Annotated in this window: 15 protein-coding genes and 1 other annotated feature (1 of these 16 cut by a window edge); of the genes, 13 read left to right on the top strand and 2 right to left on the bottom strand. The window is 33.6% G+C overall.

What is annotated here, in order from left to right; genetic code table 11:
• Nucleotides 1-160 (top strand) — a binding site (T-box leader); it begins 89 nt to the left of the window's first position.
• A 115-nt stretch (nucleotides 161-275) separates the two neighbouring features.
• Both FH036_RS05910 and FH036_RS05905 read left to right on the top strand, forming a co-directional pair.
• Nucleotides 276-1616: a sodium-dependent transporter gene (locus tag FH036_RS05910; RefSeq protein ID WP_139895504.1), complete on the top strand. Its 1341-nt coding sequence runs from the start codon at nucleotides 276-278 to the stop codon at nucleotides 1614-1616.
• Between the two features lie 36 nt (nucleotides 1617-1652).
• Entirely contained in the window at nucleotides 1653-2567 is a 915-nt protein-coding gene (locus tag FH036_RS05905; RefSeq protein WP_139895591.1) for an alpha/beta fold hydrolase, read from the top strand.
• Between the two features lie 41 nt (nucleotides 2568-2608).
• Here FH036_RS05905 and FH036_RS05900 read toward each other — a convergent pair whose 3' ends face one another.
• Together FH036_RS05900 and FH036_RS05895 are read right to left on the bottom strand one after the other, a co-directional pair.
• Nucleotides 2609-3178, bottom strand: coding sequence for a nucleotidyltransferase family protein (locus FH036_RS05900; protein ID WP_139895503.1), 570 nt, complete (start codon nucleotides 3176-3178; stop codon nucleotides 2609-2611).
• 32 nt (nucleotides 3179-3210) lie between these two features.
• The gene (locus tag FH036_RS05895) at nucleotides 3211-4008 is read right to left on the bottom strand and encodes a lipid II flippase Amj family protein (RefSeq protein WP_139895590.1); all 798 of its coding nucleotides are present in this window, start codon (nucleotides 4006-4008) and stop codon (nucleotides 3211-3213) included.
• Nucleotides 4009-4203: 195 nt separating this feature from the next.
• Here FH036_RS05895 and FH036_RS05890 point away from each other — a divergent pair, with 195 nt between their 5' ends.
• The 11 genes from FH036_RS05890 to FH036_RS05840 all read left to right on the top strand — a co-directional run bounded on the left by FH036_RS05890 (nucleotide 4204) and on the right by FH036_RS05840 (nucleotide 13683).
• Nucleotides 4204-4869, top strand: a complete 666-nt coding sequence (locus FH036_RS05890; protein ID WP_139895502.1) for an HAD family hydrolase — start codon at nucleotides 4204-4206, stop codon at nucleotides 4867-4869.
• 205 nt (nucleotides 4870-5074) lie between these two features.
• Nucleotides 5075-6514 (top strand): GntP family permease, encoded by a 1440-nt coding sequence (locus tag FH036_RS05885; RefSeq protein ID WP_044792543.1) that lies wholly within the window; start codon nucleotides 5075-5077, stop codon nucleotides 6512-6514.
• 52 nt (nucleotides 6515-6566) lie between these two features.
• Nucleotides 6567-7769, top strand: a complete 1203-nt coding sequence (eutG, locus tag FH036_RS05880; protein WP_139895589.1) for an alcohol dehydrogenase EutG — start codon at nucleotides 6567-6569, stop codon at nucleotides 7767-7769.
• A gap of 148 nt (nucleotides 7770-7917) precedes the next feature.
• Nucleotides 7918-8616, top strand: a complete 699-nt coding sequence (locus tag FH036_RS05875; protein ID WP_139895501.1) for an aspartate/glutamate racemase family protein — start codon at nucleotides 7918-7920, stop codon at nucleotides 8614-8616.
• An 87-nt stretch (nucleotides 8617-8703) separates the two neighbouring features.
• The gene (locus tag FH036_RS05870; RefSeq protein WP_044792542.1) at nucleotides 8704-9177 is read left to right on the top strand and encodes an SAM-dependent methyltransferase; all 474 of its coding nucleotides are present in this window, start codon (nucleotides 8704-8706) and stop codon (nucleotides 9175-9177) included.
• Nucleotides 9174-9614, top strand: a complete 441-nt coding sequence (locus tag FH036_RS05865) for a GNAT family N-acetyltransferase (RefSeq protein WP_001223874.1) — start codon at nucleotides 9174-9176, stop codon at nucleotides 9612-9614. Before FH036_RS05870 ends, FH036_RS05865 begins: the two co-directional genes overlap by 4 nt.
• Nucleotides 9615-9778: 164 nt before the next feature.
• Nucleotides 9779-10489 carry an ABC transporter ATP-binding protein gene (locus FH036_RS05860; protein ID WP_000895245.1) on the top strand — a complete coding sequence of 237 codons (711 nt, stop codon included), beginning with the start codon at nucleotides 9779-9781 and terminating at the stop codon, nucleotides 10487-10489.
• A complete protein-coding gene (locus FH036_RS05855; protein ID WP_139895500.1) occupies nucleotides 10482-11681 on the top strand; it encodes an ABC transporter permease in 1200 nt (399 codons plus the stop codon). The genes FH036_RS05860 and FH036_RS05855 overlap by 8 nt, the downstream gene beginning before the upstream one ends.
• 285 nt (nucleotides 11682-11966) lie before the next feature.
• On the top strand, nucleotides 11967-12554 hold the full coding sequence (locus tag FH036_RS05850) for a YpjP family protein (protein ID WP_001134413.1): 588 nt from the start codon (nucleotides 11967-11969) through the stop codon (nucleotides 12552-12554).
• A gap of 105 nt (nucleotides 12555-12659) precedes the next feature.
• Nucleotides 12660-13295, top strand: a complete 636-nt coding sequence (locus FH036_RS05845; RefSeq protein ID WP_041184213.1) for an HAD family hydrolase — start codon at nucleotides 12660-12662, stop codon at nucleotides 13293-13295.
• Nucleotide 13296: 1 nt separating this feature from the next.
• On the top strand, nucleotides 13297-13683 hold the full coding sequence (locus FH036_RS05840; RefSeq protein ID WP_001094656.1) for a VOC family protein: 387 nt from the start codon (nucleotides 13297-13299) through the stop codon (nucleotides 13681-13683).
• The last annotated feature ends 11 nt before the right edge of the window (nucleotides 13684-13694 follow it).

The following is a 13694-nucleotide window of genomic DNA, read 5'->3' as shown; positions in this document are numbered from 1 at the left end:
GCCTAGGAGCAGTAAGGTGGAACGGAATCACATTCTTAGTAAATCTTAACGGTTAACCTTCGATATTAGGTTTGTAATCAAACGATTACTACTAAGGTGGATTCATAATGGAATCAATAAGAGTGGTACCGCGTTAAGCAAATGGCTTAGCGTCTCTTTATATAGAGACGTTGGGCCATTTTTTATTTTATAGAAATAGAAATGGAGGGTTTATTTGAATTGGTCTATAAAATTTGTTTATTTATATAAAAAGATTTAATTAGGAGGAAAATGAAATGAAACAAACGGAGCAATGGACTTCGAAATTAGGTTTTATAATGGCAGCAGCAGGATCAGCAATTGGACTAGGTGCAATATGGAAGTTTCCTTATATCGCTGGCAAGAGCGGGGGAGGAGCGTTCTTTTTAATTTTTATATTATTTACAGTATTAATTGGACTACCACTACTTATAGCTGAATTTATGATTGGACGCAGTACACAGAAACAAGCGGTTGGAGCATTTAAAAGTATTGCACCAAATACAGGGTGGCACTGGATTGGACGCCTTGGCGTCGGAACGTGTTTTATATTACTTTCGTTTTATAGTGTTGTAGGTGGATGGGTTTTAATTTATTTATTCAGGGGAGTAACGGGACAACTTATTACTCCGGGACAAAATTACGGAGCATTATTTACTGAAACAATTGGAAATCCGACTTGGGCGATTATGGGACATTTCGCTTTTATGTTCATTACGATATGGGTTGTATCAAAGGGTGTACAAAACGGAATTGAAAAAGCAAGTAAATATATGTTGCCAGCATTGTTCGTTTTATTTGTCGCTCTTATTATTCGTTCATTAACACTTGATGATGCAATGAAAGGTGTGAAGTTTTTCTTACAACCGGACTTCTCAAAGGTTACTTCGGAAAGTATTTTGTTCGCAATGGGGCAATCATTCTTTGCGATTAGTATCGGGATTTCAATTATGGTTACGTATAGTTCCTATTTAAATAAAAAAGAAAGTTTACCAAAATCAGCAATAACAATTGTTGGATTGAATTTATTTGTTTCATTATTTGCAGGACTTGCAATTTTTCCGGCCGTATTTTCATTAGGAATGGAGCCAACAGAAGGGCCTGGATTACTATTTATCGTATTACCATCAGTATTTAGTCAAATTCCATTTGGTGCGGCTTTCTTAACAGTATTTCTTGCACTATTTACATTTGCGACATTAACATCAGCATTTTCACTATTAGAGACAGTTGTTTCAGCAGTGACAAATGGTGAACAGGAAAGAAGAACGAAATTATCATGGATGATCGGTTTCGGCATTTTCTTAGTAGGTATACCATCAGCGTTATCATTTGGAGTATGGAGTGATATTACGATTTTCGGAAAGAATATTTTTGATGCAGTAGACTTCTTATCTAGTAATATATTAATGCCACTTGGTGCACTATTTATTAGTATTTTCGTTTCATTCAAAATGGAAAAGAAGGTGCTAGAAGCAGAGTTTTTTGTAGGTGGAAATTATGGAAAGAAAATATTTACTTGTTGGGCGTTTTTACTTCGATTTATAGCACCGCTTGCAATTATCATCGTCTTTTTAAATGTAATAGGGATTATTTAAGGTGAAGTGTTATAATATTCAGTAAAAAAGAAGGTGATGATCATAAAGGCGAATTTGATAGAAGCAGGGAAATACATGCATATTAGAGGCAAAAAGCTATACGTTGAAACGCATGGAAACCCTAAAAATAAACCAGTTCTATACTTACATGGTGGACCGGGAGAAAGTTGCTATGATTTTTCATTTCATCAAGCGGAACGTTTAAAAGATTCTTTATATGTAATTATGATAGATCAAAGAGGTGTTTGTCGCTCAGAAGAAATTACTGAAGACGAAGCTTTTGGATTAAATGATTTGATTGAAGACTGTGAGGAATTAAGAAAATCATTACAAATTGAAAAGTGGTCTATAATCGGACATTCTTTCGGTGGATATGTAGCATTGTTATATGCATCGATATATCCAAGTTCAATAGAGAAAATCATATTCGAAGGACCAACTTTCGATTTCGCGTTAACAAGTAAGGCCTTGTTACAAAAGACAGGGCGTTTATTAAAAAAGTATGGAAAAGAAGAAGTAGCAGAAGAGTCTCTTGCTTATTCATCTAGCAATGCTAGTTCAGAAGAGTTGTTAGAAGCTTATATAAGATTAAGTGAAGAACTAGAAGAAAATAGAATGGAGATTTACAATAATAAGGAAGATGTGACAGACGAGAGTTTGTATAGTGATGAAGAGTGGGAAGTATTTTCAAATCGCTCCAAGATTCATTTTGATAAATTAAAATTAGAAGGAGCATTCCATACTTCATTATTACCTAAGATAAAAGATATAACAAACCCAATGTTATTAATTGTAGGAAAACATGATGTAGTAACGTGTGAAAAACAAATTGAAACGTTTAATAAAGAAGTTCGAAACGGTAAGTATATCGCATTTGAAGAGAGCGGTCATTCACCTCATTATGAGGAAGCAGATAGGTTTGCAGAAACAGTCATACATTTTTTGAAATGAAGAAAAGGGTGCTTCTATAAATGAGAAGCACCCTTTTTAATTTATGGATATGTGATTGTAATGTTGGGCCAATTACTTTGCCAATTCTTTTTCATAACTCTATTTTTGTACATATGTATACGCTCTTTCGATTCAAGAAAATGGGCTGTTGGTCTCACTTGTAAGGAAAGAACATCTTCAATACCGCACGGAGCTGTTAATATAACATTGTTTTTTTCGTCTAATGTAACTCCTAAAGACGTTGCTGTTTCAGGGAATTTAGAAATAGCATCAACAGAAGAAGAATACGGTGGCATATTATTTACTACATGCATACGAGCTTGATTCTTTACCGACCAAGGAATCGTAGCATCAATATTCTTTAATTTATTTTCTAATGATTGTTCGTACATCTCATCTTTATGTAGACTATCATAATAAATTACATCAACATCAGGCAGAGCAGTTCTAGTCTCACAGTTATGTAAAGTATCCCAAATTTTAGAACGAACAAAGCCGGCGCAAATCCACCAATCAGGTAGCTCTAGTGATTTTGCTAATTGTAATACGTTTATCATCCATTCGTCGTTTTCTATTAAGCGGACTATATCTTGCTCTGTTTGTATTTTCATTTGTTATCTCACCTTCTTTTTTAGAGAGTGCATTAATTCATAAGCTTTATAATCCATGTAATCCAGTAAGCACCTGGTATGAATAACAGTTGAGCTAGTAATGTACCAAAAAGTCTAGAAATCATTAGCCAAGCATACATTTTACTCATTGTTTCAGCACCTTCTTCTGATTGAAGAGCACGCTCTGTTAAAAGAGCAATACGTGGATCTAATAGCACTGTTAATAAAATAGTAGCAAAACCATTAATAAGACCAGAAGCTGTAGTGGCTTTTGTTGCGAAAGCTGGAATTAAAAAAGAAGCATATAATGCGGAAAGAACCCCCGCTGTATAAATAGCAGTAGCAAACATGTTAATAAGCATAATACGTTTTGGAATACCACCGATACGTAGCCTATGAATCATTTCGAATTTTGGAAAGCGTATATATTTTTTGGTGTACTTTAATTTTTGGATGTTATTCGTTTTCATCATTCGAATGAATGAACCATCTGTTTCAAAATTTTGAATGACGTATCCAAATAGTTTTGTCAAAGTTGGATATAGTATAATCGCAAGCAACGTACCAACAGAAGCCGATAATAGAACGAGTCGCATAATATTCTCTAAATCAATAGAAGAATCTAGTTTTGCTTCATCGACAATCCCGCCAAGTAAAAAGGCTTGTAGTAAGTTTGACGTTCTTGAAATGAGTAATACGATTCCTACGACAGATAATGCAACAGCAATCTTCTTTAAACGAACTCCTGCTAATCGAATACTATAAGAGCTTGTTTCAACTGCGTGGATTACAATCGTGAAAGCCATTATAAAGATTAACGTAATTGACATTTGTTTCACCAGTTTCTATTAGAATAATTGTAACTTTTTTACTTTATCATATCTATTACATTTTGTAACTGAAAGTATGTGACATAGGAAAAGTAATTTTTCAGAAAAAAGATAGTGATAGTATTATAATAGAAGGGAAAGAGGGGAAATCTGTTATAGGTTACTTATAAAGTAAAATGAGTGGGGGATTGAAACGTGTACACAACATTTTTATTTGATTTAGATGGAACATTGACGGATCCGAAAGAAGGCATTGTAAATTCAGTTTTATATGCATTAAAAAAGCTTGGAATTGAAGAATTACATATAAACGATTTACATTCATTTATCGGTCCGCCCATCCAGCAATCATTCGTAGAGAGATATAATATGAATGAAGGAGAAGTTGAACGAGCTGTTTTTTATTTCAGAGAGTATGTAAAGCAACGAGGATTGTTGGAGAATAATGTTTACGAGGGTATTCCAAATCTTTTAAAACAATTAAAAGATACAGGCAATCGTTTGTTTATAGCTACTTCAAAACCTACTGTATTTGCAAAACAAGTACTAGATCATTTTCAACTAACGGATTATTTTGAAGGTATCATTGGAAGTAATTTAGATGGTACAAGAATAAAGAAAGAAGAAATTATTGCTCATATTTTACAAACAAATGAAGAACTTAATAAAGAAGAAATTGTTATGATTGGAGATAGAAAGCACGATATAATTGGTGCGAATCAGAATGGAATTGCATCAATCGGCGTTTTATATGGCTATGGTAGTGAAACAGAATTGACCGAAGTTGGTGCGACTCATATAGTAAATGATGTAAAAGAATTACATTATTTTTGTGTAGAAAATAGTTTGGTAAAGAAGTAAATATAGAGACTAAAAATCCCTCTATAACAGATGACGATGAATTCGTTTATGTTTAAAGGGATTTTTCATATGTAATCGAATACTTATAATTAGACATTTTTAGCATGAAAAATTTGTATGAATTAGAGGAGGGATGTCAGAAATAAAAGATTAGAATAAATTTATCAATAAAATTTAGAATTTTCAGTTTAATGGAGGGGTATACTTGGAGCTAGTTATTATATTATTAGCACTTAGTTTATTAATGTTTGTAGCTTATAGAGGGTTTTCTGTTATTTTATTTGCACCGATATTTGCATTATTTGCGGTATTTTTGACAGAGCCTAGTTTTGTATTACCTTTCTTTTCGAATATTTTTATGGAGAAAATGGTAGGTTTTATTAAACTATATTTTCCTGTATTTTTACTCGGGGCAATATTTGGGAAAGTAGTAGAAATGTCAGGGATTGCGGACTCAATTGCAAAGACAATTATAGAGTTAGTTGGTGAAAAACGTACAATATTAGCGATTGTATTAATGGGTGCTATTTTAACGTATAGTGGTGTTAGTGTGTATGTAGTAGTGTTTGCTGTATATCCGTTCGCAGCTAAGTTGTTTCGACAAGCGAATATTCCAAAACGTTTAATTCCTGGAACGATTGTTCTTGGAGCGGTCACGTTTACGATGGATGCGCTACCTGGATCACCACAAATTCAAAACGTAATACCTACAACTTTTTTCAAAACGGACATTTATGCTGCGCCGATACTTGGTATTGTAGGGGCAATTTTTGTACTTACGTTAGGTTTACTATATTTAGAGAGTAGACGTAAGAAGGCAAAGGCAGCTGGAGAGGGATATTTTGGTTTTAACGATGGGAATACGGAAATGGCAGCTTCTTTACAAGCAGAACAAAAAGATATGCAGCTGGTTAAAAATATTGAAATTACAAGAGCGCAGCAAGTAATTGCTTTTATACCACTTATTTTAGTAGGTGTAATGAATAAAGTTTTTACTATTATGATACCGAAGTGGTATCCGAATGGTTTTGATTTTTCTGCAATTGGTATGAAAGCATTTGGAAAAGTAGAATTAAGTGCAGTAGTTGGAATCTGGTCAGTAGAATTAGCACTTATCATAGGTATAGTAACAACGTTATTATTATATTGGAAACGAGTCGTAACAGGATTCCAAGCTGGATTGAATAAAAGTATTGGTGGAGCGCTACTTGCAACAATGAATACAGGAGCTGAGTTTGGATTCGGTGGTGTTATCGCAGCACTTCCAGGTTTTGCGATTATGAGAGATGGCATTTCTGCCACGTTTACAAATCCACTAGTGAACGGAGCAGTCACGACGAATATTTTAGCTGGCATTACAGGTTCTGCATCAGGAGGAATGGGAATCGTTTTAAGTGCAATGGGTGATAAGTTTATTGCAGCAGCTAATCAATTTGATATTCCGTTAGAAGTAATGCATCGTATCGTATCAATGGCATCAGGAGGAATGGATACATTACCACATAACGGAGCTATCATTACTATTCTTACAGTCACTGGGTTAACACATAAACAATCTTATAAAGATATATTTGCTATTACAGTTTTGAAAACGCTTGCTGTTTTTTTAGTTATCGCGTTCTATACTTTAACAGGAATTTATTAAATAGATATTTTATAGACGAAAATATTAATTAGGGAAAGAAGAGGTGGAGTACTTGCAAGAAGTTGCTGAATTTCGTATGCCGAAGTCTGTATTATATGGAAGAAATTCGCTTGAAAAACTGGGGGAACAATCCAAGAAGTTTGGAAAAAGAGCTTTTATAGTAACCGATACAATTATGGAGAATTTAGGATATGTTGAGAGTTGTATACAACAATTAAATACAAAAGGTATTACCGTTATTACATATAATAAAGTAAATGCTGAGCCTACAAATATACACGTGTTAGAGGCGTTAACTATTTGTAAAGAGGAAAAGTGTGATTTTATTATCGGTCTTGGTGGTGGAAGTTGTATCGATGCAGCAAAAGCAGTTGCGGTGTTATATACAAATGGCGGAGAAGTAGAAGATTATGTCCAAAAGGATATGGAAATAGACAATGATCCGCTACCGCTCATTGCAATTCCAACAACTTCGGGTACTGGGTCAGAAGTAACAAGTGTAGCAGTAATTACGAATAAACGAACAGATGTAAAAATGATGATGAAGCATCCGAGTTTTACCCCGCAAGTAGCGATTATTGATCCGATTTTAACACGTTCTGTACCACCTCATATTACAGCAGCAACAGGGATAGATGCATTATGTCATGCAGTCGAAGCATATATTTCTAAAGTTTCACAATCACTTACAGATGTACTCGCTCTTTCCGCTATTGAAAGTATTATGAAATATTTACGTATTGCATATGAAGATGGAGACAATATGGAGGCAAGAGAAGCGATGATGATTGCTTCCTTACAAGCTGGAATTGCATTTTCAAACGCATCTGTTACATTAGTTCATGGAATGTCAAGACCAGTAGGAGCGTTATTTCATGTACCACATGGTATATCAAATGCAATATTATTACCTACAGTTTTAGAATATACAAAAGGTAGTGCGGTAAAAAGATTAGCGGAAATTGGCCGCTGTTTAAATAAAGATATGTATTCTTATTGTGATGAAGAAGTAGCCGACTACACGCTGATGGAAATAAAAAAACTTTGTTTTGATCTTCGTATTCCAAATTTAAAAGAATACGGAATTGGTGAGGTTGAATTTGAAAAAGCTGTTTCTAAAATGGCGTCAGATGCAATTGAAAGTGGAAGTCCAGCAAATAACCCACGTGTGCCATCATATGATGAAATTAAACAGTTGTATCGAGAATGTTTTCATTATCGATATGAAGATTCTATAAAAAAATTAGGTGGTTAATTTCAGAATATTCTTATAAAATTTCCTTGGAAATAGTTAAAGCAAGACTTTATATTTCAAACGTAAAGTCTTGTTTTATTGTGTATAATATACATAATAAAATGTCGTAATTATCTTGAATAAATAGTATAAGGTGGGTGTGGGTTTAATGAAAACGATAGGTCTTATTGGTGGTATGAGTTGGGAATCAACTGCTGAATATTATCGAATCATAAATGAAGAAATAAAAAGTAGATTAGGTGGGTTACATTCAGCTAAATGTTTAATTAATAGTGTAGACTTTGAAGAGATTGAAGGATTCCAGACTAGCGGTGATTGGGATAGTGCAGGAGAAATTCTAGGGAATGCAGCATATTCATTACAAATGGGAGGCGCAGACTTTATTATTATTTGCACAAATACAATGCATAAAGTAATTGAGAAAATAAAGGAGAATATTCATATTCCAGTTTTACATATCGCAGATGCAACTGCGAAAGAAATGAAAAGAAAAGGTATTCAAACTGTTGGTTTACTTGGAACAAAATATACAATGGAGCAAGATTTCTATAAATCACGTATTAAAGAGAATGATATAAAAGTCATAGTGCCATTAGAAAAAAATAGAGAAAAAATAAACGAAGTCATATATACAGAATTATGTTTAGGAAAAATCGTATCTCAATCCAGAGAGTATTATAAAATAGTTATAGAAGATTTAGTGCAAAAAGGCGCACAGGGTATCATTTTAGGATGTACAGAAATAGGATTATTAATTAAGCAGGAAGATGTATCCATTCCGATATTCGACACAACCCATATACATGCAGTTGAAGCAGTTCATTTCGCTTTACAAAATAGATTATAATTATATTATGTAACCTATTTCGTATGTGTGGAAAACATTCAGAAAATATTTTATAATGTAAGTGGTTACATTATAGGGGGAATGCGTATGTTTTTAGTTCAACCAATCGCATTTGTACATAATGAAAGAAAGGAAATAAAAGATGATCAGTGGGGAGAAGTAAGATCCTATATTACTTTAACTGAAATGTATACAGAGGAAAGTATACAAGGGATTGAAGATTTTTCTCATATTGAAGTAGTTTTTTATTTTCATAAAGTAACTGATGAACAAATTCAATATGTTGCTAGACACCCTAGAAATAATAATGATTATCCTAAAGTAGGCATTTTTGCACAGCGCGGGAAAAATCGTCCGAATCGCATAGGAGCAACCATTGTAAAGGTAATGAAAAGAGAAGGTAAATCAATTATTGTTGAGGGGTTAGATGCTATTGATGGCACCCCTATATTGGATATAAAGCCAATAATGAAAGAGTTTATGCCGAAAGAAGAAATTGTACAGCCTAAATGGGCAACGGATATAATGAGACAGTATTGGAAGGGGAATGGAGTAAAATGAGAATATATGAGGCAACAATTGCAGATTTAGATGGACTAGCATCAGTTTTTAATAACTATCGTATGTTTTATAGACAAGATTCCGATCTAGAAGGAGCAAAAGTATTTTTACGAAATCGAATGGAGAGAAAAGAATCTGTTATCTTCGTAGCAGTTGAAGACGGTGAATATATTGGATTCACGCAATTATATCCATCATTTTCTTCTATTTCGATGAAAGAATTATGGATTTTAAATGATTTATTTGTACAAGCTGCTAAGCGCGGGGCAGGAACAGGGAAAAAATTATTAGAAGCTGCGAAAGGATTCGCCTTAGAAAATGGTGCGAAAGGTGTAAAATTACAAACAGAGATTGATAATTTATCAGCACAGCGATTATACGCTGAAAATGGATATTTGAGAGATAATCGTTATTTCCATTATGAATTAACGTTTTAAATAATATTAGATGAAAAGAGGCGCTTTCATTTTGAAGGCGTCTCTTTTCATCTGCATTATAGTTGACTTAAAAGCCAATAAAATAAATATTTTATAATGATATATAGATAGTTATATGTTATTCTTTTCCTAGTTTGTATTGGAAATGGAAAGAAGGGGAATGTATGTTAGAAGTAAATATCCGTTCTGCTGGATATGAAATAGGTGAAAAAACAATTCATGATATTGCCTTTTCGATTGAGCAAGGCGAATTAGTTGCTCTTATTGGCGCAAATGGTGCCGGGAAAAGTACGACGATTAAAACGATGCTCGGGTTACTTGTAAATGTGGATGGTGAAATATCATTTGGCGAGAAGAAAAATCCGTATGCATATGTGCCAGAACACCCGACATATTATGATTATTTGACGCTTTGGGAACATATTGAATTATTAATGGCAGCTCGCGAGAACGAAGCCGGAAGCTGGGAACGGAAAGCTGAAGAGTTATTACATATGTTTCGAATGGATAAGCATAAACATGAGTATTTATCAAAGTTTTCTAAAGGTATGAAACAAAAATCGATGCTTATATTAGCGTTTTTAACAGAACCAGATTTTTATATCATTGACGAACCTTTTATCGGACTAGATCCAGTAGCTACGAAAGAGTTTTTAAGTTATTTATATAAAGAAAAAGAACGCGGGGCAGGAATTTTACTTTGTACGCACGTATTAGATACAGCTGAAAGAATTTGCGAAAGATTTTTACTCATCTCTCAAGGTACATTAGTCGCAGATGGCCATTTAGAGGCAATTCAAACGTTAGCAGAAATGCCAGGAAGTTCATTATTAGATTGTTTTGATGTAATCGTAAGGCGTGAACAGCATGATTAAAAAACAATTTTATAAAAGATTACGCCATGAACTGGGGCGCAAATGGAAGTCCATACGTTCTATAACTGATTGGACGGTTGCGCTATATATTATTATTCCGGCACTTATATTTATGGGAATTTATTATCGTTCACTATGGATGGAAGAACTAGCGATAGGAGAGACGGTTTATTTCGGATTAGGCCTACTCGCATTTTATGTGATTACATATGCAAGAGGAGTTCGGTCATTTTTTGAGCAAGCGGATAGTTTATTTTTAATTTCGTATCCTGTTCACATGAAAAAGTTAATCCAGTATGGCATGACATATACGTTTATTCGAATAGCAATAACGAATGTAGTAGTTGTTGTTGCGATGTTACCAGTGTTGATGAAAAGTATTGGAGTGACGAAGATACAAGTCGTATTATTTTGGCTATTCTTTACTGTATTTCGATTTTTGTTGGCGTTATTAACGAGATTTATTCATGTACGTGTGGGGAAACGATGGCTACTATGGATTATAAAAAATGTAATATTTTCTATAGGTCTATCCTTTTTTGGATTGAGTTTGTTTCTTATTTATAAAAATCCATTGTATTCTATACTAAGTATCGGTCTAGCAGTGTTTCTAATTATCATATTGATAAAAGAAAAATTAAATTATAAAAATTGCTTTTTTAAAGAAGTTGAGAGAGAAAAAGAAGAAAGTATGCGCTGGACGAGTGGGATTATGCAAGTTGGTGGTCATACAGCTAAACCGAGTAGTTCGAATAAAAAGCCGTGGATGTTTCCACGTTCTAAAAAGTTTTTAGGGAAGAAAACTGATGATCGTATTGTTGAATCCTTTTTGAAAGAATTTTTCCGTACAAGTAGTGCACGAATATTTTATATTCAAATTGTATGTATAAGCGCGATAAGTATTGTTATGAGTCCTAGGTGGATTGCAGCTATTATTCTTGCATTTGCTTTATTTGCAATTTCCCGCTATGCACGCGATTATTGGGTTGAATTTGCGAAAAAAATGTTTCTTCATTTATATTGTGATGAAGGCAAATTACTATTGTTAAGATGGAAGGCAGATCGCTATTTATTACTTCCAGTAATCCTTTTATATGGAATAATTATCCTTTCTTATTTTTATTTATTAGCAGCTGTAATTGCCGGGATTATTTTTATAGTATTAATTGGTTGGATAGTATTCTTACCATAGAAAAAAGAGCCGAAAAATGGCTCTTTTTTCTAATCCGTAACACATTGATAAATAAAATATACTAAAACGAGTATGCTTGCGGCGGAATACATGACATCTAAAGTCATCGGATCTCCTCCTCATTATTGTTGTATTTTTATTGTATGAAATCTTACAATTTCATATTCAAGTGAAAAATATGTGAACGTTAACAAAATTGTAAAGTGCAAAAATTACAATCATTTTGTATAATAGAGAAAACAACCGTTATATAAAATATAATGAGTGAAAGGGGAGGAAACATACATGCCAAATTGGTTTAGAAAAACCTTAGTCGCATTAATTACCGTATTTACATTTGGTTTAGTGACGCCTCCTTCCATATTGCTTGATAATGCCAAAGCTGCGGACAAGCCTACAAGCACAGCTGGGCAACAAAATTTGGAGAGTACGTCCTATACATATGAAGAAACGAATGACAGGTTAACCACCGATACTTTTATTACTTACGCAATGCAAGAAGCAGAGAAGCAGTCGATGCAAAAATTTGGGACTAAAATTGGTCCGGTAATTGAAGATGAATTTAAAGATGTAATACTACCAAAAATTGAAGAGGCAATTGCTGAACTAGCAAATGATGTACCGGAAGATTCGTTACAATCATTAGCGATTTCTCAAAAACCAGCGGGTGGAAATAATGAAAAGATTTTTCACGTTTACGATACGAAAACAGGAAATGACTTATTGCGTTTCCACGTAAGAAGAGATCATCCACCGCAAGATGGGTATTATTTTAATTTCCACTATCACCGTTTTGATGATGGGTACTCTGGACACCATGAGTTAGGGAATATTTATTGGAATACGAATGTACCGCCAAAGTGGCTTTCTTAAAAAGAACAAGAGAAAATCTTGTTCTTTTTTATGTTTATAGAAGGGTAAGAGGACTATGTTGTTGAATAAGATAGGTTTAGAAAAAGAGGCAAAGGGAGTATGGGAATGCAAAAATATATTGTTTTTGACTTTGATGGCACATTAGTAGATTCACAAAATATATTTGTACCGATTTATAATCAACTTGCTGAAAAACATGGGTATAAAGCAGTAAAGGAAGACGAAATTGAACATTTACGTAAATTAACGATGCCAGAGAGATGTAAACAACTTAATGTACCACTGTATAAACTACCGATATTAGCGTTGGAATTTTATAAATTATATCAGCCTGCTATAAAAAATTTCGTTTTGTTCCATGGGATGAAAGAAGTATTAGATGAACTACATAAAAAAGGCTACGGAATTGCAGTCATCTCATCGAACTTAGAAGAGCACATTCGGGCATTTTTACACAATAATGATATAGAAAATATACAAGAAGTGTATTGTTCTAAAAATTTATTTGGTAAAGATAAAATGATAAAAAGGTTTTTAAAATCGAAAAAAATAACAGAGAAAGATATGTTATACGTCGGTGACGAGCAGCGAGACGTAGCAGCGTGTAAAAAGGCTGGGGTGAATGTAATATGGGTATCTTGGGGGTATGATGTTATTGAAACAGTGAAAAAAGATGCACCAGATTATATGGTGAATACACCGATGGAAATTGTGCAAGTAGTACAAGGGGCGTATTCTTAATATGAATACACTTCGAGCAGGTATTCATCATATTGAATTTTGGGTAGCGAATTTAGAGGAGTCCATTTCTTTTTATGATATGTTATTTTCTATAATTGGCTGGAGAAAGTTAAATGAAGTAGCATATAGCACAGGAGAAAGTGAAATATATTTTAAAGAAGTAGATGAAGAAATCGTAAGAACTTTAGGACCAAGACATATTTGTTACCAAGCTATTAATAGAAAAGTAGTTGATGAGGTAGCAGAATTTCTTTCTAGCACGAAAATAAAGATAATACGTGGTCCGATGGAAATGAATCATTATTCGGAAGGGTACTATACGATTGATTTTTATGATCCGAATGGGTTTATTATAGAAGTGGCTTACACACCAAATGTAGAAATGTAAGGAGGAATATA

The organism is Bacillus sp. CD3-5 (genome assembly GCF_006349665.1).
Taxonomy (GTDB): Bacteria; Bacillota; Bacilli; order Bacillales; family Bacillaceae_G; genus Bacillus_A; species Bacillus_A paranthracis.
This window is presented reverse-complemented; position numbering and strand designations above follow the sequence as displayed.

Excerpts from the sequence above, each read along its gene's own strand:
- FH036_RS05910 (WP_139895504.1), top strand. The coding sequence starts at position 276 with ATGAAACAAACGGAGCAATGGACTTCGAAATTAGGTTTTATAATGGCA.
- FH036_RS05905 (WP_139895591.1), top strand. The coding sequence starts at position 1,653 with ATGATCATAAAGGCGAATTTGATAGAAGCAGGGAAATACATGCATATT.
- FH036_RS05900 (WP_139895503.1), bottom strand. The coding sequence starts at position 3,178 with ATGAAAATACAAACAGAGCAAGATATAGTCCGCTTAATAGAAAACGAC.
- FH036_RS05895 (WP_139895590.1), bottom strand. The coding sequence starts at position 4,008 with ATGTCAATTACGTTAATCTTTATAATGGCTTTCACGATTGTAATCCAC.
- FH036_RS05875 (WP_139895501.1), top strand. The coding sequence starts at position 7,918 with ATGAAAACGATAGGTCTTATTGGTGGTATGAGTTGGGAATCAACTGCT.
- FH036_RS05870 (WP_044792542.1), top strand. The coding sequence starts at position 8,704 with ATGTTTTTAGTTCAACCAATCGCATTTGTACATAATGAAAGAAAGGAA.
- FH036_RS05865 (WP_001223874.1), top strand. The coding sequence starts at position 9,174 with ATGAGAATATATGAGGCAACAATTGCAGATTTAGATGGACTAGCATCA.
- FH036_RS05860 (WP_000895245.1), top strand. The coding sequence starts at position 9,779 with ATGTTAGAAGTAAATATCCGTTCTGCTGGATATGAAATAGGTGAAAAA.
- FH036_RS05855 (WP_139895500.1), top strand. The coding sequence starts at position 10,482 with ATGATTAAAAAACAATTTTATAAAAGATTACGCCATGAACTGGGGCGC.
- FH036_RS05850 (WP_001134413.1), top strand. The coding sequence starts at position 11,967 with ATGCCAAATTGGTTTAGAAAAACCTTAGTCGCATTAATTACCGTATTT.
- FH036_RS05845 (WP_041184213.1), top strand. The coding sequence starts at position 12,660 with ATGCAAAAATATATTGTTTTTGACTTTGATGGCACATTAGTAGATTCA.
- FH036_RS05840 (WP_001094656.1), top strand. The coding sequence starts at position 13,297 with ATGAATACACTTCGAGCAGGTATTCATCATATTGAATTTTGGGTAGCG.